Source organism: Klebsiella sp. GL120222-02 (assembly GCF_003097195.1).
GTDB classification, from domain to species: Bacteria; Pseudomonadota; Gammaproteobacteria; order Enterobacterales; family Enterobacteriaceae; genus Klebsiella; species Klebsiella variicola.
Map to the genome: position 1 here is coordinate 49,137 of NZ_QEQO01000001.1, position 19,969 is coordinate 69,105.

General features: G+C 54.3%; 17 protein-coding genes, 2 tRNA genes and 2 other RNA genes. 11 read left to right on the forward strand and 10 right to left on the reverse strand.

The features are described 5' to 3' along the window. Positions 1-158: 158 nt before the first annotated feature. The 4 genes from N438_RS00225 to narI are packed head-to-tail and all read left to right on the forward strand — an operon-like array spanning position 159 to position 6,818. Positions 159-3,902 (forward strand): nitrate reductase subunit alpha, encoded by a 3,744-nt coding sequence (locus tag N438_RS00225; RefSeq protein WP_032733223.1) that lies wholly within the window; start codon positions 159-161, stop codon positions 3,900-3,902. Then, entirely contained in the window at positions 3,899-5,434 is a 1,536-nt protein-coding gene (gene narH / locus N438_RS00230; RefSeq protein ID WP_002910193.1) for a nitrate reductase subunit beta, read from the forward strand. The genes N438_RS00225 and narH overlap by 4 nt, the downstream gene beginning before the upstream one ends. Beyond that, positions 5,431-6,141, forward strand: a complete 711-nt coding sequence (gene narJ, locus N438_RS00235; protein ID WP_008804404.1) for a nitrate reductase molybdenum cofactor assembly chaperone — start codon at positions 5,431-5,433, stop codon at positions 6,139-6,141. The genes narH and narJ overlap by 4 nt, the downstream gene beginning before the upstream one ends. Beyond that, positions 6,141-6,818 carry a respiratory nitrate reductase subunit gamma gene (narI, locus tag N438_RS00240; RefSeq protein WP_116696007.1) on the forward strand — a complete coding sequence of 226 codons (678 nt, stop codon included), beginning with the start codon at positions 6,141-6,143 and terminating at the stop codon, positions 6,816-6,818. Before narJ ends, narI begins: the two co-directional genes overlap by 1 nt. On the opposite strand, the gene N438_RS00245 is transcribed toward narI, so the two are convergent. After that, positions 6,815-7,711, reverse strand: coding sequence for a DMT family transporter (locus N438_RS00245; RefSeq protein ID WP_012541354.1), 897 nt, complete (start codon positions 7,709-7,711; stop codon positions 6,815-6,817). The genes narI and N438_RS00245 overlap by 4 nt on opposite strands. Positions 7,712-7,818: 107 nt before the next feature. On the opposite strand from N438_RS00245, the gene N438_RS00250 reads away from it, so the two are divergent. Continuing rightward, positions 7,819-8,262: an Lrp/AsnC family transcriptional regulator gene (locus tag N438_RS00250; protein ID WP_004152249.1), complete on the forward strand. Its 444-nt coding sequence runs from the start codon at positions 7,819-7,821 to the stop codon at positions 8,260-8,262. 165 nt (positions 8,263-8,427) lie between these two features. On the opposite strand, the gene N438_RS00255 is transcribed toward N438_RS00250, so the two are convergent. From N438_RS00255 to N438_RS00280, 6 genes are all read right to left on the reverse strand, one after another. Continuing rightward, positions 8,428-8,560: non-coding RNA, RtT sRNA (locus N438_RS00255), on the reverse strand. Positions 8,561-8,604: 44 nt separating this feature from the next. Continuing rightward, positions 8,605-8,689, reverse strand: a tRNA-Tyr gene (locus tag N438_RS00260). A 39-nt stretch (positions 8,690-8,728) separates the two neighbouring features. Next, a non-coding RNA gene (locus tag N438_RS00265) (RtT sRNA) lies at positions 8,729-8,860 on the reverse strand. 43 nt (positions 8,861-8,903) lie between these two features. Then, positions 8,904-8,988: transfer RNA gene (locus N438_RS00270), tRNA-Tyr, on the reverse strand. A gap of 159 nt (positions 8,989-9,147) precedes the next feature. Next, the gene (gene purU, locus N438_RS00275; RefSeq protein ID WP_004203178.1) at positions 9,148-9,990 is read right to left on the reverse strand and encodes a formyltetrahydrofolate deformylase; all 843 of its coding nucleotides are present in this window, start codon (positions 9,988-9,990) and stop codon (positions 9,148-9,150) included. Between the two features lie 42 nt (positions 9,991-10,032). Beyond that, the gene (locus N438_RS00280) at positions 10,033-10,491 is read right to left on the reverse strand and encodes a YchJ family protein (RefSeq protein ID WP_008804406.1); all 459 of its coding nucleotides are present in this window, start codon (positions 10,489-10,491) and stop codon (positions 10,033-10,035) included. A 112-nt stretch (positions 10,492-10,603) separates the two neighbouring features. Here N438_RS00280 and rssA point away from each other — a divergent pair, with 112 nt between their 5' ends. The 3 genes from rssA to galU all read left to right on the forward strand — a co-directional run bounded on the left by rssA (position 10,604) and on the right by galU (position 13,709). Then, positions 10,604-11,506 carry a patatin-like phospholipase RssA gene (gene rssA / locus N438_RS00285; protein ID WP_012541356.1) on the forward strand — a complete coding sequence of 301 codons (903 nt, stop codon included), beginning with the start codon at positions 10,604-10,606 and terminating at the stop codon, positions 11,504-11,506. Between the two features lie 89 nt (positions 11,507-11,595). Continuing rightward, the gene (gene rssB / locus N438_RS00290) at positions 11,596-12,609 is read left to right on the forward strand and encodes a two-component system response regulator RssB (RefSeq protein WP_008804408.1); all 1,014 of its coding nucleotides are present in this window, start codon (positions 11,596-11,598) and stop codon (positions 12,607-12,609) included. A 197-nt stretch (positions 12,610-12,806) separates the two neighbouring features. Then, on the forward strand, positions 12,807-13,709 hold the full coding sequence (gene galU, locus N438_RS00295) for a UTP--glucose-1-phosphate uridylyltransferase GalU (protein ID WP_008804409.1): 903 nt from the start codon (positions 12,807-12,809) through the stop codon (positions 13,707-13,709). Positions 13,710-13,831: 122 nt separating this feature from the next. Here the strand turns inward: galU and hns are convergent, their stop codons facing one another. Together hns and N438_RS27660 are read right to left on the reverse strand one after the other, a co-directional pair. Continuing rightward, positions 13,832-14,239 (reverse strand): histone-like nucleoid-structuring protein H-NS, encoded by a 408-nt coding sequence (gene hns, locus N438_RS00300; RefSeq protein ID WP_002910103.1) that lies wholly within the window; start codon positions 14,237-14,239, stop codon positions 13,832-13,834. Positions 14,240-14,660: 421 nt separating this feature from the next. Continuing rightward, positions 14,661-14,792 (reverse strand): hypothetical protein, encoded by a 132-nt coding sequence (locus N438_RS27660; RefSeq protein WP_048271801.1) that lies wholly within the window; start codon positions 14,790-14,792, stop codon positions 14,661-14,663. Positions 14,793-14,799: 7 nt separating this feature from the next. Here N438_RS27660 and tdk point away from each other — a divergent pair, with 7 nt between their 5' ends. Further along, complete coding sequence (gene tdk / locus N438_RS00305) at positions 14,800-15,417, forward strand: thymidine kinase (protein ID WP_008804410.1); 618 nt, start codon at positions 14,800-14,802, stop codon at positions 15,415-15,417. Positions 15,418-15,554: 137 nt separating this feature from the next. Here the strand turns inward: tdk and adhE are convergent, their stop codons facing one another. Further along, positions 15,555-18,230, reverse strand: coding sequence for a bifunctional acetaldehyde-CoA/alcohol dehydrogenase (adhE, locus tag N438_RS00310; protein ID WP_008804411.1), 2,676 nt, complete (start codon positions 18,228-18,230; stop codon positions 15,555-15,557). A 77-nt stretch (positions 18,231-18,307) separates the two neighbouring features. Here adhE and N438_RS00315 point away from each other — a divergent pair, with 77 nt between their 5' ends. Then, on the forward strand, positions 18,308-18,523 hold the full coding sequence (locus N438_RS00315) for a hypothetical protein (RefSeq protein WP_012541357.1): 216 nt from the start codon (positions 18,308-18,310) through the stop codon (positions 18,521-18,523). A gap of 183 nt (positions 18,524-18,706) precedes the next feature. Beyond that, the gene (locus N438_RS00320; protein ID WP_008804412.1) at positions 18,707-19,354 is read left to right on the forward strand and encodes a YchE family NAAT transporter; all 648 of its coding nucleotides are present in this window, start codon (positions 18,707-18,709) and stop codon (positions 19,352-19,354) included. Positions 19,355-19,969 lie beyond the last annotated feature (615 nt).

Sequence of the window (19,969 nt, forward strand, 5' to 3'; positions counted from 1 at the left end):
ACCACCTTGGTGGTAATCGCGATTTCCCTCCGCTTTGACAAGCCAGTCCGGATTGATCGCCATCAATTCTCGCCCTCTTTCATAGCGTTACCTTCGCTGCAAATCCAGCAATGTCGATTTATCAGAGAGCCGTCAGGCTCCATATCAGGAGAAACCCGATGAGTAAATTCCTGGACCGGTTTCGCTACTTCAAACAGAAGGGTGAAACCTTTGCCGATGGGCACGGCCAGCTTCTAAACACCAACCGGGACTGGGAGGATGGATACCGTCAACGTTGGCAGCATGACAAAATTGTGCGTTCCACTCACGGTGTCAACTGCACCGGCTCATGCAGCTGGAAGATTTATGTGAAAAACGGTCTGGTGACCTGGGAAACGCAGCAGACTGACTACCCGCGCACCCGTCCGGACCTGCCGAACCACGAACCACGCGGTTGCCCGCGCGGTGCCAGCTACTCCTGGTATTTGTACAGCGCGAACCGCCTGAAATACCCGCTGATGCGTAAACGTCTGATGAAGATGTGGCGGGAAGCGAAAGTTCAGCATAGCGATCCGGTTGAGGCATGGGCCTCGATTATTGAAGACGCCGACAAAGCCAAAAGCTTTAAACAGGCTCGCGGTCGCGGCGGGTTTGTCCGCTCCTCCTGGCAGGAAGTGAATGAGCTGATTGCCGCCTCCAACGTCTATACCGTCAAAACTTACGGTCCGGACCGCGTGGCCGGTTTCTCGCCGATCCCGGCGATGTCGATGGTTTCCTACGCCTCCGGCGCCCGTTATCTGTCGCTGATCGGCGGCACCTGCCTGAGTTTCTACGACTGGTACTGCGACCTGCCGCCAGCTTCGCCGATGACCTGGGGCGAACAGACCGACGTCCCCGAATCGGCGGACTGGTATAACTCCAGCTACATTATCGCCTGGGGCTCCAACGTGCCGCAGACCCGTACCCCGGATGCCCACTTCTTTACCGAAGTCCGCTACAAAGGCACCAAAACCGTGGCGATCACCCCAGACTACGCCGAAATCGCCAAACTCTGCGATCTGTGGCTGGCGCCGAAGCAGGGTACCGATGCCGCGATGGCGCTGGCGATGGGCCATGTGATGCTGCGCGAGTTCCATCTCGATAAACCGAGCCAGTACTTCACCGATTATGTGCGCCGCTATACCGATATGCCGATGCTGGTGATGCTCGAGGAGCGCGACGGTTATTATGCCGCTGGCCGTACGCTGCGCGCCTCCGACCTCGTGGATTCCCTTGGTCAGGAGAACAATCCGGAATGGAAAACCGTCGCCTTTGACGAGAAGGGCGACATGACCGTACCGAACGGTTCCCTCGGATTCCGCTGGGGCGACAAAGGCAAATGGAACCTCGAACAGCGCGACGGTAAAACTGGCGAAGAGATTGAGCTGCGTCTGAGCCTGCTGGGCAGCCATGATGAAGTGGCGAACGTCGGCTTCCCGTACTTCGGCGGCGAAGGTTCTGAGCACTTCAACAAAGTCGACCTCGAAAATATTCTGCTGCACAAACTGCCGGCCAAACGCCTGCAGTTGGCCGACGGCTCCATCGCTCTGGTGACCACCGTTTACGATCTGACCATGGCCAACTATGGCCTGGAACGCGGTCTGAACGATGAAAACTGCGCCACCGGCTACGATGACATGAAAGCCTACACCCCGGCCTGGGCGGAGAAGATCACCGGCGTCTCCCGCGCGCACATTATCCGCACTGCACGCGAATTTGCCGATAACGCCGATAAGACCCATGGTCGCTCGATGATTATCGTCGGGGCGGGCCTCAACCACTGGTTCCACCTCGACATGAACTACCGCGGCCTGATCAATATGCTGGTCTTCTGCGGCTGCGTCGGTCAGAGCGGCGGCGGTTGGGCGCACTATGTGGGCCAGGAAAAACTGCGTCCGCAGACCGGCTGGCAGCCGCTGGCATTCGCCCTTGACTGGCAGCGTCCGGCACGCCACATGAACAGTACCTCGTACTTCTATAACCACTCCAGTCAGTGGCGCTATGAAACCGTGACTGCGCAGGAACTGCTGTCGCCGATGGCGGATAAATCCCGTTACAGCGGCCACCTGATCGACTTTAATGTGCGCGCAGAGCGCATGGGCTGGCTGCCGTCTGCGCCGCAGTTAGGGGTGAACCCGCTGCGTATCGCTGATGAAGCGAAAAAAGCCGGCATGACCCCGGTGGATTACACCGTGAAGTCGTTGAAAGAGGGCTCGATTCGCTTTGCGGCCGAGCAGCCGGAAAATGGTAAAAACCACCCGCGTAACCTGTTTATCTGGCGCTCCAACCTGCTGGGCTCCTCCGGTAAAGGCCATGAGTATATGCTCAAGTACCTGCTGGGTACCGAGAACGGCATTCAGGGCAAAGACCTCGGCAAGCAGGGCGGCGTGAAGCCGGAAGAAGTCGAATGGCGGGATAACGGCCTCGACGGCAAACTGGATCTGGTGGTGACCCTCGATTTCCGTCTGTCGAGCACCTGTCTCTACTCCGACATCGTGCTGCCGACCGCCACCTGGTACGAAAAAGACGACATGAATACCTCGGATATGCATCCGTTTATTCACCCGCTGTCGGCCGCCGTTGACCCGGCCTGGGAATCGAAGAGCGACTGGGATATCTATAAAGGTATCGCGAAGAAATTCTCTGAAGTCTGCGTGGGCCACCTCGGCAAAGAAACCGACGTCGTCACGCTGCCGATCCAGCACGACTCCGCCGCGGAAATGGCGCAGCCGCTGGATGTCAAAGACTGGAAAAAAGGCGAATGCGATCTCATCCCGGGGAAAACCGCGCCGCATATTATTCCGGTTGAGCGTGATTACCCGGCGACTTACGAACGTTTCACCTCGATCGGTCCGCTGCTGGAAACCATCGGCAACGGCGGAAAAGGCATCGCCTGGAACACCCAGAGCGAGATGGACCTGCTGCGTAAGCTCAACTACACCAAGGCGGAAGGCCCGGCGAAAGGCCAGCCGAAGCTGGAAACGGCCATCGACGCCGCGGAAATGATCCTCACCCTGGCGCCGGAGACCAACGGTCAGGTGGCGGTGAAGGCGTGGAAAGCGCTGAGCGAGATCACCGGTCGCGAGCACGCGCACCTGGCGCTGAACAAAGAAGACGAGAAGATCCGCTTCCGCGATATTCAGGCGCAGCCGCGGAAGATTATCTCAAGCCCGACCTGGTCTGGCCTGGAAGATGAACATGTCTCCTATAACGCTGGGTATACCAACGTTCACGAGCTGATCCCGTGGCGGACGCTGTCCGGCCGTCAATCGCTGTATCAGGATCATCAGTGGATGCGCGACTTTGGTGAAAGCCTGCTGGTCTATCGTCCGCCGATCGACACCCGTTCGGTGAAAGCGGTGATGGGCGAGAAGTCCAACGGCAACCCGGAGAAGGCGCTGAACTTCCTGACCCCGCACCAGAAATGGGGTATCCACTCGACCTACAGCGATAACCTGCTGATGCTGACCCTGTCGCGCGGCGGGCCGATCGTCTGGATGAGCGAAGCGGATGCGAAAGATCTGGGTATCGAAGATAACGACTGGATCGAAGTGTTTAACGCCAACGGCGCCCTGACGGCGCGTGCGGTGGTGAGCCAGCGTGTACCGGCCGGGATGACCATGATGTATCACGCGCAGGAACGCATCGTGAACCTGCCGGGATCTGAAATCACCGGTCAGCGCGGGGGGATCCACAACTCCGTCACCCGTATTACGCCAAAACCGACCCACATGATCGGCGGCTACGGCCACCTGGCCTATGGCTTTAACTACTACGGTACCGTCGGCTCCAACCGCGATGAGTTTGTAGTGGTACGTAAGATGAAGAACATTAACTGGTTAGACGGCGAAGGCAACGACCAGGTACAGGAGAGCGTAAAATGAAAATTCGTTCACAAGTCGGCATGGTGCTGAATCTCGATAAGTGCATCGGCTGCCATACCTGTTCGGTGACCTGTAAAAACGTCTGGACCAGCCGGGAAGGGATGGAATACGCCTGGTTCAACAACGTGGAGAGCAAACCTGGCGTTGGCTTCCCGAACGACTGGGAAAACCAGGAAAAATGGAAGGGCGGCTGGATCCGCAAAATCAACGGTAAACTGCAGCCGCGCATGGGCAACCGCGCGATGCTGCTGGGTAAAATCTTCGCCAACCCGCATCTGCCGGGGATCGATGATTACTACGAGCCGTTTGATTATGACTACCAGAATCTGCATAACGCGCCGGAAAGCAAACATCAGCCGATCGCCCGCCCGCGCTCGCTGATCACCGGCCAGCGGATGGACAAGATCACCAGCGGTCCGAACTGGGAAGAGATCCTCGGCGGCGAGTTCGAAAAACGCGCCAAAGATCAGAACTTCGACAACATGCAGAAGGCGATGTACGGTCAGTTCGAAAACACCTTCATGATGTATCTGCCGCGCTTGTGCGAGCACTGCCTGAACCCGGCCTGCGTCGCGACCTGCCCGAGCGGCGCTATCTATAAGCGTGAAGAAGACGGCATCGTACTGATCGACCAGGACAAGTGCCGCGGCTGGCGGATGTGTATCACCGGCTGTCCGTACAAGAAGATCTATTTCAACTGGAAGAGCGGGAAATCCGAGAAATGCATCTTCTGCTACCCGCGTATTGAATCCGGAATGCCGACGGTGTGCTCCGAAACCTGCGTGGGCCGTATCCGCTACCTTGGCGTACTGCTGTATGACGCAGATGCGATTGAAAACGCCGCCAGCACCGAGAACGAGAAAGATCTGTATCAGCGCCAGCTGGATGTGTTCCTCGATCCAAACGATCCAAAAGTGATTGAACAGGCGTTAAAAGATGGCGTACCGCAGGGGGTCATTGAGGCTGCGCAGCAGTCGCCGGTCTACAAAATGGCGATGGACTGGAAGCTGGCCCTGCCGCTGCACCCGGAATATCGCACCCTGCCAATGGTCTGGTACGTGCCGCCTCTGTCGCCAATTCAGTCGGCTGCGGACGCTGGCGAATTGGGTAGCAACGGTATTCTGCCGGACGTGGAAAGCCTGCGTATTCCGGTGCAATACCTGGCGAACCTGCTGACCGCGGGCGATACCCAGCCGGTCCTGCTGGCCCTGAAACGCATGCTGGCGATGCGCCACTATAAACGTGCGGAAACCGTTGACGGCGTCGTCGATACCCGCGCGCTGGAAGAGGTGGGGCTGAGCGAAGCGCAGGCCCAGGAGATGTACCGCTATCTGGCGATCGCTAACTACGAAGATCGTTTCGTGGTGCCGAGCAGCCACCGTGAACAGGCGCGAGAAGCGTTTCCGGAGAAAAACGGCTGCGGCTTCAGCTTTGGCGATGGCTGCCACGGCTCGGACAGCCAGTTCAACCTGTTCAACAGCCGTCGCATCGACGCTATCGACGTCACCAGCAAAACGGAGCCGCACGCATGATTGAACTCGTGATTATGTCGCGTCTGCTCGAATACCCTGACGCTGCCTTATGGCAGCATCAGCAGGAGATGTTCGAGGCGCTCGCGTCATCAGAGAAACTCAGCAAAGAGGATGCCCACGCGCTGGGCGTTTTCCTGCGCGATTTAGTGGCTCAGGATCCGCTGGACGCCCAGTCGGCCTATAGCGAATTGTTTGACCGCGGCCGCGCCACCTCGCTGCTGCTGTTTGAACATGTCCACGGCGAATCCCGCGATCGCGGGCAGGCGATGGTGGATCTGATGGCGCAGTATGAGCGCCACGGTCTGCTGCTTGATAGCCATGAGCTGCCGGATCATCTGCCGCTGTATCTGGAGTATCTGGCGCAACTGCCGGAAGAGGAAGCGCTCGGCGGCCTGCGGGACGTCGCGCCGATCCTCGGCCTGCTCAGCGCGCGCCTGCAGCAGCGCGAAAGTCGCTATGCGGTGCTGTTCGAGCTGTTACTGAAGCTGGCTAATACTCAGGTCGACAGCCAGAAGGTGGCGGAGAAGATTGCCGACGAGGCGCGCGACGATACGCCGCAGGCGCTGGACGCGGTCTGGGAAGAAGAACAGGTCAAATTCTTTGCCGACCAGGGCTGCGGCGAGTCGGAAATTTCCGCTCACCAGCGTCGTTTTGCCGGAGCCGTAGCCCCGCAATATCTGAATATCTCTAACGGAGGACAGCAATAATGCACTTCCTGAATATGTTCTTCTTTGACATTTATCCGTACATTGCGGGCTCGGTGTTTCTGATCGGCAGCTGGCTGCGCTATGACTATGGCCAGTACACCTGGCGCGCCGCCTCCAGCCAGATGCTGGACCGTAAGGGGATGAACCTGGCGTCGAACCTGTTCCATATCGGCATCCTGGGTATTTTCGCCGGCCACTTCCTCGGCATGCTGACCCCGCACTGGATGTATGAGTCCTTTCTGCCGATCGACGTCAAGCAGAAGATGGCGATGATCGCCGGCGGCGCCTGCGGCGTGATGACCCTGGCGGGCGGGTTACTGCTGCTCAAGCGTCGTCTGCTCAGCCCGCGCGTTCGCGCCACCACCACCGGAGCGGATATTCTGATCCTCTCCTTGCTGATGGTGCAGTGTGCGCTCGGCCTGCTGACGATCCCATTCTCAGCCCAGCATATGGACGGCAGTGAAATGATGAAGCTGGTTGGCTGGGCGCAGTCGGTGGTGACGTTCCACGGCGGCGCGTCACAGCATCTGGATGGCGTGGCATTTATTTTCCGCGTTCATCTGGTGCTGGGCATGACCCTGTTCCTGCTGTTCCCGTTCTCCCGTCTGGTTCATATCTGGAGCGCGCCGGTCGAATACCTGACGCGCAAATACCAGATTGTCCGCGCCCGTCGCTAACTGGCCCGCGATTGCTCACTGACCCCGCCGCGGCGGGGTTTTTTTTCGCCCCAGCCGAGGTTATTCCCTGCGGCGGCAAACAGAATAAGCATCCCGCCAATCAACTGCACAGGGGTCAACGCATGGTGGAAGACCAGATAGTCGACCACCATTGCCACCAGCGGATAAATAAAGGAGAGCGAACCGGTAATGGGCGTCGGCAGTTTCTGTATCGCGCTATATAAAAGCTGATACATGATCCCGGTATGGACGATGCCGAGGATCAGCAGATAGCGCCAGGGGAAGCTGGCCGTCCATTCGGGGGCATGCACCAGCGGCAGCAGCATCACGACGCCAACGAGCACCTGAATAAAGGCGATATGCTGCGCGGGGAGCGGATGCAATTTGCGCGCGATAATGGCGGTCAGGGCATAGAAGAATGCCGCGCCCAGCGCCAGCAAAACGCCGGTGGTAAGCCCCTCTCCATGCGCAGACGTCAGCTCGCTTGACAACAGGATCACTACGCCGCCAAAGGCCAGCAGTAGCCATCCCCATTTCACGGCGCTGACCCGTTCCCCCAGCACCATCCCCATCAGTACCAGCATAAACGGCTGGGTGTTATAGACCACGGTGGCCATACCGATTGAGATCCGCGAATAGGCGGCAAACAGCAGCAGCCAGTTGACGACCAGCGCCGCGCCGCCAATTACTGCCAGAGCGAGAGTGAAACGCGTTAGCCGGCTGAAGGGCTGGCCGCTTAACACGATAAACACCAGTAAGGTTAGCGCGCCAATCAGGCAGCGCCAGAACACCACATCCATCACCGGCAAACCAGAGAGCAGCACGAACGCGCCGATCGAGCCGGAGATTATCATTGCCAGGCTCATTTGCCAGACGCCGCGGGTAAGTTGCATTTTTCACCTCCATCATTTTTCAGTTATTGTGCGAAAAACCCTGACAGGGTGATATGGCTGAATTAAGGTAGAAAGACGCGAATGCCTTTTATAATTAGGTGAAAAACATGAATGACGTACTTGATGAAATTGACCGGGCCATCCTCACTTGCCTGACTCAGGATGCCAGAGTCTCGCTAAAGGTATTGAGCGCGCGAGTAGGGCTGACCTCGCCGAGCACGGCCGAGCGGGTGAAGCGCCTGGAGGAGCGGGGCGTCATTCAGGGCTATGGTGCGCGGGTGAATCTCGCCGCGCTGGGCTACAGCCTCCAGGCGCTGGTGCGGGTCCGGCCGCTGCCTGGGCTGCTGCAGAAGGTGGATAAATATATCCAGGCGATGCCGGAATGCATTGAAAGTGACAAAGTGACCGGGGAAGATTGTTTCGTGATGCGCCTCGTGGTGCGCGATATTGCCCAGCTGGATACCCTGCTGGACGGTCTGGCCGAGTATGCGCAGTGTAACACCTCGGTGGTGAAAAGCTCGCCGGTAAAAAGGCGTTTGCCACCGCTGTGAGTTTCCCGGAGGCGGTGCTGCGCACCTGTCCGGGCTACCAGACGGCGCCACCTGTAGCCTCGCTAAGCGAAGCGCGAGCGAGGAGGTAGCAAAACAGTGCTTGTAGCCTCGCTAAGCGAAGCGCGAGCGAGGAGGTAGCAGTACAGGTGGTTGCAGAGAGCGCGAGAATAGAGGGGGAAGGATAACTCGTCGCTATCGCTCCTCGCCCTTCGGGCCGTTGCCTGCGGCAACGTTCTCTCGCTGGCGCTCGAGTCGAACCTTAGTCGAAGCTTCTCATCCTTCCCCGTAGGGTAGAATATAGAATATCGTAGAGTAATTGGATTGCGGTGTTTTTTAAGAGGATGGTGGTGGGGGAAGGATTCGAACCTTCGAAGTCGATGACGGCAGATTTACAGTCTGCTCCCTTTGGCCGCTCGGGAACCCCACCAGGGGTAAAATCACATTGTAGGCTATTCAGCAAAATGAATGGTGGTGGGGAAGGATAACTCGTCGCTATCGCTCCTCGCCCTTCGGGCCGTTGCCTGTGGCAACGTTCTCTCGCTGGCGCTCGAGTCGAACCTTAGCCGAAGGTTCTTACCCTTCCCGCTAAGTGCAAACATCGTTTACGCTTGTCGGGGAAACCATATCACTGTAGTGAATAATGGTGGTGGGGGAAGGATTCGAACCTTCGAAGTCGATGACGGCAGATTTACAGTCTGCTCCCTTTGGCCGCTCGGGAACCCCACCACGGGGTAATGCTTGGTACTGGCCTGCTTCCTTCTCGGGAAGCGGGGCGCATCATACCAAATGATGCGCCCCTGTAAAGCATTCGTTTGACAAAAATAAACTGGTTGCCTGATTTTTACGCGTAACGCCGTAAAGCTAACCAATTCATTTCTCAGTCGATTAAAGAATAATCGTCCGGTTACCGTAAACGAAGACGCGCTGCGCCAGTACCTGATACAGCGCCCGGCTCAAGACGTTTTTTTCGACATCGCGGCCAGCGCGCATCATATCTTCTGCAGTATAGGTATGATCGACATGAATCACGTCCTGCATGATGATTGGGCCTTCATCCAGATTGTCATTCACATAGTGGGCGGTGGCGCCAATGATCTTTACGCCGCGCTCATAGGCCTGATGATAAGGACGGGCGCCGATAAACGCCGGCAAAAATGAATGGTGAATATTGATGATTTTGTTCGGGAAGCGGGCGACAAACTCCGGGGTGAGGACGCGCATATACTTGGCCAGTACCACGTAATCCGGCTCATGTGCCGCAATGGCATCCCCCATCTGCTTGTCGTGTTCTTCGCGGCTTAACCCTTCGTGGCTGACCAGCTCAAACGGAATACCAAAACGCTCCACCAGCGGGCGCAGCGTGTCATGGTTGCCGATAACCGCGGCGATATCGACATCCAGTCCGCCGTAGTTGGCTTTCATCAGCAGATCGCCGAGGCAGTGCGCCTCTTTGGTCACCAGAATGACCACCCGGCGACGGCCTGCCGGATTCAGTTCGCGGATGGAACCTTCCGGTAGGGCGCTATCCAGATCGGCCAGCAGAATAGCGTCGTTAAAAATGCCCTCCAGTTCGGTGCGCATAAAGAAACGACCGGTACGGTGGTCAACAAATTCATTGTTCTGCACAATGTTAAGTTCGTGTTTGTAGCAGATATTGGTGATACGCGCGATGAGGCCTTTCTGATCAGGGCAAATAGTGCGTAGTACTTTACGTTGTAATGAATGCATCGCGAGGAAAATCCTGTAGTGTTTGCAAGCGCTACGGCAGCGTTACTGGCCGCAGCATTTTTTAAATTTTTTACCTGAGCCGCAAGGGCAGGGGTCATTACGACCAATCAGCGGTCGTGTCCCGTCGATATAGTACCACTGTCCATTTTCTTTTAAGAATCTGGAACGTTCAATAATGGCGCCCGGACGGTTATTGTCATTAAAGCGGGCGACAAAGCTGACAAAGCCTTCATTGGGGACTCGCCCTTCATCACTGGCGAACAGGGTTAAACCCAGCCACTCGGTCTGGCTGAACCCCTTCTCCAGCTCGGCGCGAAACGTCTGCGCCTGACAGGACGGATGCCAGGTTTTGATCAGATAGTCGGCATCTTTCATGACGAACGCGCTATAGCGGGAGCGCATAAGCTGTGACGGGCCTGGCGCAAGCTCTGCGCCGGACAGATATCGCTGGCAACATGAGCTATACTCCAGTGCGCTGCCACAGGGGCATAATTGCGACAAAACTGCCTCCATGGAAGAAAGAATTACGGCGCTTCAACGCCAAAGGTGTTTATGTTAACTGAGCCGTGACAATGTTGCCACGCTCAGAGTGGAAGGATAGTTATCAGTAATAATGAGAAAGCTTAAAATTGGTCTGGCGTTAGGGGCGGGAGCTGCCCGAGGATGGTCGCACATTGGCGTCATCAACGCCCTCCGTCGGGCTGGTATCGAGATTGATATCGTCGCGGGGTGTTCTATCGGTTCGCTGGTAGGGGCGGCGTATGCCTGCAACCGGCTCCCGGCGCTCGAGTCATGGATCTGCTCATTCAGCAACTGGGATGTCCTGAAGCTGATGGACCTCTCCTGGCGACGTGGGGGCCTGCTGCGCGGTGAAAAGGTATTCAATCATTACCGTCGTATTATGCCGGTGACCGATATCGAACGCTGCGAGCGTCGGTTTGCTGCCGTCGCGACCAATTTAAGTACCGGCCGGGAACTGTGGTTTACTGAGGGCGATCTGCATTTAGCCGTTCGAGCCTCCTGCAGCATGCCTGGACTGATGGCGCCGGTGAGGCATAATGGTTACTGGCTGGTCGATGGCGCAGTGGTCAACCCGGTTCCCGTGTCGCTGACGCGGGCAATGGGGGCCGATATCGTGATTGCCGTTGACCTGCAACATGATGCCCATCTCATGCAGCAAGATTTATTTTCCCTCGAAACGCCGCGGCCGGAAGCTGAAGAGAAGGAGGGCCCATGGCATACTCGTCTGCGCGCGCGATTGACGCAAATGAGCTCCCGTCGTACGGCCGTGACGCCGACGGCGATGGAGATCATGACCACGTCTATCCAGGTTCTGGAGAACCGTCTTAAACGCAACCGCATGGCGGGTGACCCGCCGGATATCCTGCTGCAGCCATACTGTCCGCAAGTGTCGACGCTCGACTTCCATCGCGCAGCAGAGGCGATTGCCGCGGGCCAATTGGCCGTGGAAAAGAAAATGGATGAACTATTACCCTTAGTGCGTACAGCGGTTTGACGTACAAGTACCTGACTTAAGTAAAATCTGACAGGCGATAGTGAGAATAGCGTGCCACTATTGAATTATCGTCAGCCAGGGGAGATATCATGACGCAGCCATTGGCGGGAAAACAGATTCTGATAGTTGAAGACGAACCCGTTTTCCGCTCACTCTTGCATGGATGGCTGGCCTCGCTGGGAGCAACGACCTGGCTGGCGGAAGATGGCATGGATGCCCTGCATAAAATGACTGAGGTACGTCCGGACCTGATGATTTGCGACATTTCAATGCCGAGAATGAACGGTCTGGAACTGGTTGAGACGCTGCGTAACCGCGGCGAGCAGCTACCGATACTGATGATTTCCGCCACCGAAAACATGGCGGATATAGCCAAAGCGTTACGGCTGGGCGTCCAGGATGTGCTGTTAAAACCGGTGAAAGATTTCGATCGCCTGCGTGAGACCGTTTATGCCTGCCTGTATCCCGCGATGTTTAGTTCACGTGTGGAAGAGGAAGAGCGTTTATTTGAGGACTGGGACGCGCTGGTCAGTAATCCGACCGCCGCATCGAGACTGCTGCAGGAGCTACAGCCTCCGGTGCAACAGGAAATGTCACATTGCCGCATTCATTATCGACAGCTGGTATCGGCGGATAAGCCGGGGCTGGTGCTCGATATTGCGCCGCTCTCGGAAAATGATTTGGCTTTCTATTGTCTGGATGTCACACGAGCAGGGGATAATGGCGTGCTGGCGGCTTTATTACTGCGCGCGCTATTCAATAGCCTGCTGCAAGAGCAACTGGCGCATCAGGGGCAACGGCTACCTGAAATGGGGAGTCTGTTAAAACAGGTCAATCAGTTACTCCGCCAGGCGAATCTTCCCGGTCAGTTCCCTTTGCTGGTGGGTTATTACCACAGTGGACTGAAAAATTTAATTCTGGTGTCCGCAGGGCTCAATGGCACGTTGAATACCGGTGAGCATCAAATTCAGATAAGTAATGGCGTTCCTTTAGGGACGCTGGGCGATGCCTATCTTAACCAAATTAGCCAGCGCTGCGCCTCATGGCAGTGCCAAATTTGGGGGGCCGGGGGGCGTTTACGCTTAATGTTGTCTGCGGAATGAGCAATTGCGTTTATATCTAAGCAGACGGCATTACCTGCAGCCCTATACTGGTGGTACCATCGAGCAGTTTTATGCGTAAAAGTCCTAATTCGAGGCTATCGGAACCTTTTCAGACCAGTGAATACGCGGTTGACTGATATACTCGACACGTTATTTGTAACGAGAAGTTTAAAAAACAAACAGTCCAGGAGATTTCAATGGCTGCCCTTAATTCTAAAGTCAGAAAAGCGGTTATCCCGGTAGCGGGATTAGGCACCAGGATGCTGCCTGCCACCAAAGCAATTCCAAAAGAAATGCTGCCGCTGGTAGATAAGCCGTTAATTCAGTACGTTGTTAATGAATGTATCGCTGCAGGAATTACTGAAATTGTTCTGGTAACGCACTCATCGAAAAACTCTATCGAAAACCATTTCGATACCAGTTTTGAGCTGGAAGCGATGCTGGAAAAACGTGTAAAACGCCAGCTTCTGGAAGAAGTGCAGTCTATTTGCCCGCCGCACGTGACAATTATGCAAGTTCGTCAGGGCCTGGCGAAAGGCCTTGGTCACGCCGTGCTGTGCGCACATCCGGTAGTGGGTGATGAGCCGGTAGCGGTTATTCTGCCAGACGTTATTCTGGATGAATTTGAGTCCGATCTGAGCCGTGATAACCTTGCGGAGATGATCTCTCGTTTTGATGAGACTGGCGCTAGCCAGATTATGGTTGAGCCTGTCGAGGATGTGACCGCGTATGGCGTGGTCGATTGCAAAGGCGAATCCCTGAAGCCGGGCGAAAGTGTGCCGATGGTGGGCGTGGTCGAGAAGCCAAAAGCTGACGTTGCGCCGTCCAACCTGGCGGTAGTGGGGCGCTATGTCCTCAGCGCAGATATTTGGCCGCTGCTGGCGAAGACCCCTCCGGGCGCCGGTGATGAAATTCAGCTGACTGACGCGATTGATATGCTGATCGAGAAAGAAACGGTTGAAGCTTATCATATGAAGGGCAAGAGCCATGACTGCGGCAATAAGCTTGGCTACATGCAGGCGTTTGTCGAATATGGTATTCGTCACAAGACGCTTGGTGACGATTTTAAAGCCTGGCTGGAAACCGCGGTGACGAAGTAATCCGCAGCGCGATTAAAAGCCAGAAACCGGGAGCGCGTCAGCGACTCCCGGTTTTGTTTATCGAGCCTGAGGGCAAAAAAAATCCCGCCGGAGCGGGATTTTTAATATTGCGACAACGGAGATTAGATCAGGAAATCGTCCAGTGATTTACCTTGTTCGTCCATTGCTTTTTTGATCACCGCAGGAGTACGGCCCTGGCCAGTCCAGGTTTTGGTTTCGCCGTTTTCGTCTACATAGCTATATTTAGCCGGACGTGCAGCACGCTTAGTTTTGGTACCGGCTTTAACGGCAGCCATAGTGCTCAGCAGTTCATTCGGGTCAATACCGTCAGCAATCAGCATTTCACGGTATTGCTGCAGCTTACGTGTACGCTCTTCAATTTCTGCTGCGGCGGCGTTTTCTTCTTCACGGCGCTCGTTAACAACGACTTCTAATTTTTCCAGCATTTCTTCGAGCGTTTCAAGGGTGCATTCTCTTGCCTGCGCACGAAGAGTACGGATGTTGTTCAAAATTTTAAGTGCTTCGCTCATTGTAGTAATCTCAAACTTATATTGTGGGGTGGTTTGTTGAACTAATAATAGAGCGATAAAATGCGTTGTGCAATAGGGGAGAATGTAAGGAATTCAAAATTACTGGTTATTTGTCGCGGGAATTAATTAATTTAAGTTAAAATTCTCGTGCCGCTTCACATCTTTGCTCCTTATAGCCATGAGTAGGGGGCCAGCTAAAACACTGAGACCATATGCTTTTTCTGAGGTTCAGTGAGAAAAATTATCCTTTGCATGGGTAAATAACCCTCGTCAGTATTAGCGCATTTTTGGTTACGCGCCTTAATATAAAACAACCCGCAAGCCCGCTTATAGTGCATGGATACTGGTCCTATAAGCACGAAAAGACAATGGTTACCTCACCGATAGCGTAACGGGGCGTACAAATAATGGCCCTGTAAATTCAATTCATCCACGTCACCCTTTCCGTTTCCATGCCCTTCAGCGCTGCGACAATACCCCTGCGGAAAGGGCGGCTGTACGCATAAAATATGGTACAATCGCCGCCGCGATAAAACACTTTGATTGGGGTCACGCAGCCGATGGCACAACTTTATTTCTACTACTCTGCAATGAATGCAGGTAAGTCGACCGCTCTGTTGCAATCTTCGTACAATTACCAGGAGCGGGGGATGCGTACCATCGTTTATACCGCTGAGATAGATGACCGCTTCGGTGCTGGAAAAGTCAGCTCGCGTATCGGCCTCTCCTCGCCGGCCCGGTTGTATAATCCGCAGACGTCGCTATTTAACGATATTGCGGCAGAGCACAAGCTTAAGCCAATTCACTGCGTGCTGGTGGATGAAAGCCAGTTTCTGACGCGCGAACAGGTTCATGAGCTGTCCGAAGTTGTCGATACACTGGATATTCCGGTGCTGTGCTATGGACTGCGGACGGATTTTCGCGGCGAGCTCTTTACCGGTAGCCAGTATTTGCTGGCATGGTCCGATAAGCTGGTGGAGCTGAAAACCATTTGCTTCTGCGGCCGTAAGGCGAGCATGGTGCTACGTCTCGATCAAGAGGGGCGACCTTATAATGAAGGCGAGCAGGTTGTCATCGGCGGCAATGAGCGGTATGTGTCCGTCTGTCGTAAGCATTATAAAGAGGCGCTGAGCGTGGGTTCTTTAACCCAGGTACAAAACCAGCGTTATTCCTGCTGAGTTGCTCAGAAGCTCATACAGGCGCCTGTGGGCGCCTTTTTTATACTCTGGAAGGCTGGAGCTCGGGATTGGCTGACAAGCAGGCATAAAAAAGCCCCGTCATCTGACGGGGCTTGCAGTATGTTTACCGTTGTTGATTAAGCGGATTTCTTCGCTTTTTTCTCAGCTTTCACCGGAGCCGCGTCGGTTTTCGCAGCAGTTTCGCCTTCGACGAACTCGCGGCCGTAGTAGGTATCCAGCAGAATCTGTTTCAGTTCGGAGATCAGCGGGTAGCGCGGGTTAGCGCCGGTGCACTGGTCATCGAATGCATCTTCAGACAGTTTATCAACGTTAGCCAGGAAGTCAGCTTCCTGAACGCCAGCTTCGCGGATAGATTTCGGAATTCCCAGCTCAGCTTTGATGCTTTCCAGCCATGCCAGCAGTTTCTCGATCTTCGCTGCGGTGCGGTCGCCCGGTGCAGAGAGACCCAGGTGATCGGCGATTTCAGCGTAGCGACGACGAGCCTGCGGACGGTCGTACTGGCTGAACGCAGTCTGCTTGGTCGGGTTGTCATTCGCGTTGTAGCGAATAACGTTGCAGATCAGCAGGGCGTTGGCCAGACCGTGCGGAATATGGAACTGAGAGCCCAGTTTGTGCGCCATGGAGTGACACACCCCGAGGAAGGCGTTCGCAAACGCGATACCGGCGATAGTCGCAGCACTGTGTACGCGCTCACGGGCAACCGGGTTCTTGGAACCTTCGTGGTAGGAAGCCGGCAGGTACTCTTTCAGCAGTTTCAACGCCTGCAGAGCCTGGCCGTCAGAGAACTCAGAAGCCAGCACGGAAACGTAAGCTTCCAGGGCGTGAGTCACCGCATCCAGACCACCGAACGCACACAGCGATTTCGGCATATCCATCACCAGGTTGGCATCGACGATGGCCATATCTGGGGTCAGCGCGTAGTCTGCCAGCGGATATTTCTGACCGGTTGCGTCATCGGTCACTACGGCGAACGGCGTCACTTCAGAACCGGTACCGGAGGTGGTGGTGATGGCGACCATCTTGGCTTTGACGCCCATTTTCGGGAACTTGTAGATACGTTTACGGATATCCATAAAGCGCAGCGCCAGTTCTTCGAAGTGGGTTTCCGGATGTTCGTACATGACCCACATGATTTTCGCCGCATCCATCGGGGAACCGCCGCCCAGCGCGATGATGACGTCTGGTTTGAAGGAGTTCGCCAGATCGGCACCTTTACGTACGATGGTCAGGGTCGGGTCAGCTTCAACTTCAAAGAAGACTTCGGTTTCAACGCCCGCTGCTTTCAGTACGGAAGTGATCTGATCGGCATAGCCGTTGTTGAACAGGAAGCGGTCAGTCACGATCAGCGCGCGTTTGTGACCATCAGTAATCACTTCATCCAGTGCGATTGGCAGGGAGCCACGACGGAAGTAGATAGATTTCGGAAGTTTGTGCCACAACATGTTTTCAGCTCGCTTAGCAACGGTTTTCTTGTTGATCAGGTGTTTCGGACCAACGTTTTCAGAGATGGAGTTACCACCCCAGGAACCACAACCCAGAGTCAGGGAAGGCGCGAGTTTGAAGTTGTACAGGTCACCGATACCACCCTGAGAAGCCGGGGTGTTGATCAGGATACGTGCGGTTTTCATCATCTGGCCGAAGTAAGCCACGCGAGCCGGCTGGTTGTCCTGGTCGGTGTACAGGCAAGAGGTGTGACCGATACCGCCCATGGCAACCAGTTTTTCTGCTTTGGTGACCGCGTCTTCGAAATCTTTCGCACGATACATCGCCAGCGTCGGAGACAGTTTTTCGTGAGCAAACGGTTCACTTTCGTCAACGTTGGTCACTTCGCCAATCAGGATCTTAGTCGTAGCCGGAACGGTGAAGCCTGCGAGTTCCGCGATTTTTGCCGCTGGCTGACCAACGATAGCGGCGTTCAGCGCGCCATTTTTCAGGATGATGTCCTGAACCGCTTTCAGCTCTTTACCCTGCAGCAGATAGCCGCCGTGGCTGGCGAAACGTTCGCGAACCGCGTCATACACTGAATCAACGACGACAACAGACTGCTCAGAAGCACAGATAACGCCGTTATCGAAGGTTTTAGACATCAGAACGGAAGCAACAGCACGTTTGATATCAGCCGTTTCATCAATGACCACCGGGGTGTTACCGGCACCAACGCCGATAGCTGGTTTACCGGAGCTGTACGCTGCTTTCACCATACCTGGACCACCGGTCGCAAGGATCAGGTTGATGTCCGGGTGATGCATCAGCGCGTTAGACAGTTCTACGGACGGCTGATCGATCCAGCCGATCAGGTCTTTCGGCGCGCCAGCCGCGATGGCAGCCTGCAGTACGATATCAGCCGCTTTGTTGGTGGCTTCTTTTGCACGCGGGTGCGGAGAGAAAATGATGGCGTTACGTGTCTTCAGGCTGATGAGCGATTTGAAGATGGCTGTTGAAGTCGGGTTAGTTGTCGGTACGATACCGCAGATGATGCCGATCGGTTCAGCGATAGTGATGGTACCAAAGGTGTCGTCTTCTGACAGGACGCCACAGGTTTTTTCATCTTTATATGCGTTGTAAATGTATTCGGAAGCGAAGTGGTTTTTGATCACTTTGTCTTCAACGATGCCCATGCCGGATTCGGCAACGGCCATTTTAGCGAGAGGGATTCGAGCATCTGCAGCGGCCAGAGCGGCAGCGCGGAAGATTTTATCGACTTGTTCTTGAGTGAAACTGGCATATTCACGCTGGGCTTTCTTGACACGCTCAACAAGCGCGTTCAGTTCAGCGATATTAGTAACAGCCATAATGCTCTCCTGATAATGTTAAACTTTTTTAGTAAATCAGTCGCTCGATTCGACATTATAGACAGGCTGTTAACAGCTTGCATGTAAATGTTTATGTAGAAAAATCAGGACACTGTTTTACCGATTTACTAAAAAAGCTCTATTACTTTAACTTTCAGGTCATGCTGCCTTCCACTCTGTTGGTGTCATCAAGATTACTCACTTCTGAGTACAAAATACGTGATTTAGATCAAGTATTGGCGTGGCTGATACCTTTCAGCTGGCTGCTTTTTAACCGATTCGATCAAGTGTAATGGAAGGGTTTTGAAATTAAAAAAACGATTAGCATTAAAGCTACAAATAACTAACATTCGATACATATCACCGGGTTATGCATATTTATAATGAATATTGCATGCAAAAAGCGTATGTTTCGCGCAGTTATTTTATGCTGTTAATAGTCAACCGCCAATTTTGATGATGCTGCGGAGCCCATTGTGACTCAACCACTGTTCGATTTTGCTACCTATTTCAAGTTTTTCATTGGCTTATTTGCCCTGGTCAACCCGGTCGGCATCATTCCGGTGTTTATCAGTATGACCAGCTACCAACCGGCAGCGGTGCGCAACAAGACCAACCTGACCGCAAACCTGTCGGTGGCGATCATTCTCCTGACGTCGTTGTTTCTCGGCGATGGCATTCTGCAGATTTTTGGCATCTCGATTGATTCCTTCCGCATTGCCGGCGGCATCCTGGTGGTGACCATTGCGATGTCGATGATCAGCGGCAAGCTCGGCGAAGATAAGCAGAACAAGCAGGAGAAGTCGGAGACGGCGGTCCGGGAGAGCATCGGCGTCGTGCCTCTCGCGCTCCCCTTAATGGCCGGACCGGGGGCAATCAGTTCAACTATTGTCTGGGGCACCCGATATCATTCCTGGGTGCACCTGGTCGGGTTCTCACTGGCGATAGCGGTATTCGCTCTTTGCTGCTGGGGCATTTTCCGAATGGCGCCGTGGCTGGTTCGTCTGCTGGGACAGACGGGAATCAACGTCATCACCCGTATCATGGGGTTGCTGCTGATGGCCCTGGGGATCGAGTTTATCGTAACCGGTATTAAAGCGCTGTTCCCCGGACTGCTTAATTAGTGGAACACCATGCAAGCGTGGAGGCTTCACTTCGCGCTTGCGCGATTATTAGCAAAACCTATTAACCAGCGCGAGATCGGCTGTTGAGATAACGTTTTGCGATAATATCTTTAAATCCATATTTTTCATTAAGATATCTGTTTTTGTTCATTGTTTTCCCCTCACGCTCTTCCTGCCTGCGATGTTATTTTCTTCACATCATTCTCTGGCACTTGCTGTCGGATCATCGAAATGATATTAGTAATTTTAACAAGGCAGTAGATGAATGTGCTAAAAAGTAACCTGTTGTTAAATTTTTGTACAAAAAAGCATCTTTTAGCCGATACTCGATTCTCAACGCGATTAAAAAATCATATCACTATGATTAACAATGATATTTTTTTGTCGGTAGTCCGCGAAGATCTTGAGCATCGCGGGCAATATCGGCGATAAAAGAGAATCCGGTAACATATTTGCAAATTGCATTGGCGGAGGTGTTTACCTTTTGGTAATTTCCGCCGTTATCGTCTGCTGAATTATATGCGTAAATGAGAATCATTATTAATAATCTCACTGCGCCGGAACTGCCCTCCAGCGAGGGGGCAAAGAATCGACGTTAAGGCTGCCGTTCGAGCG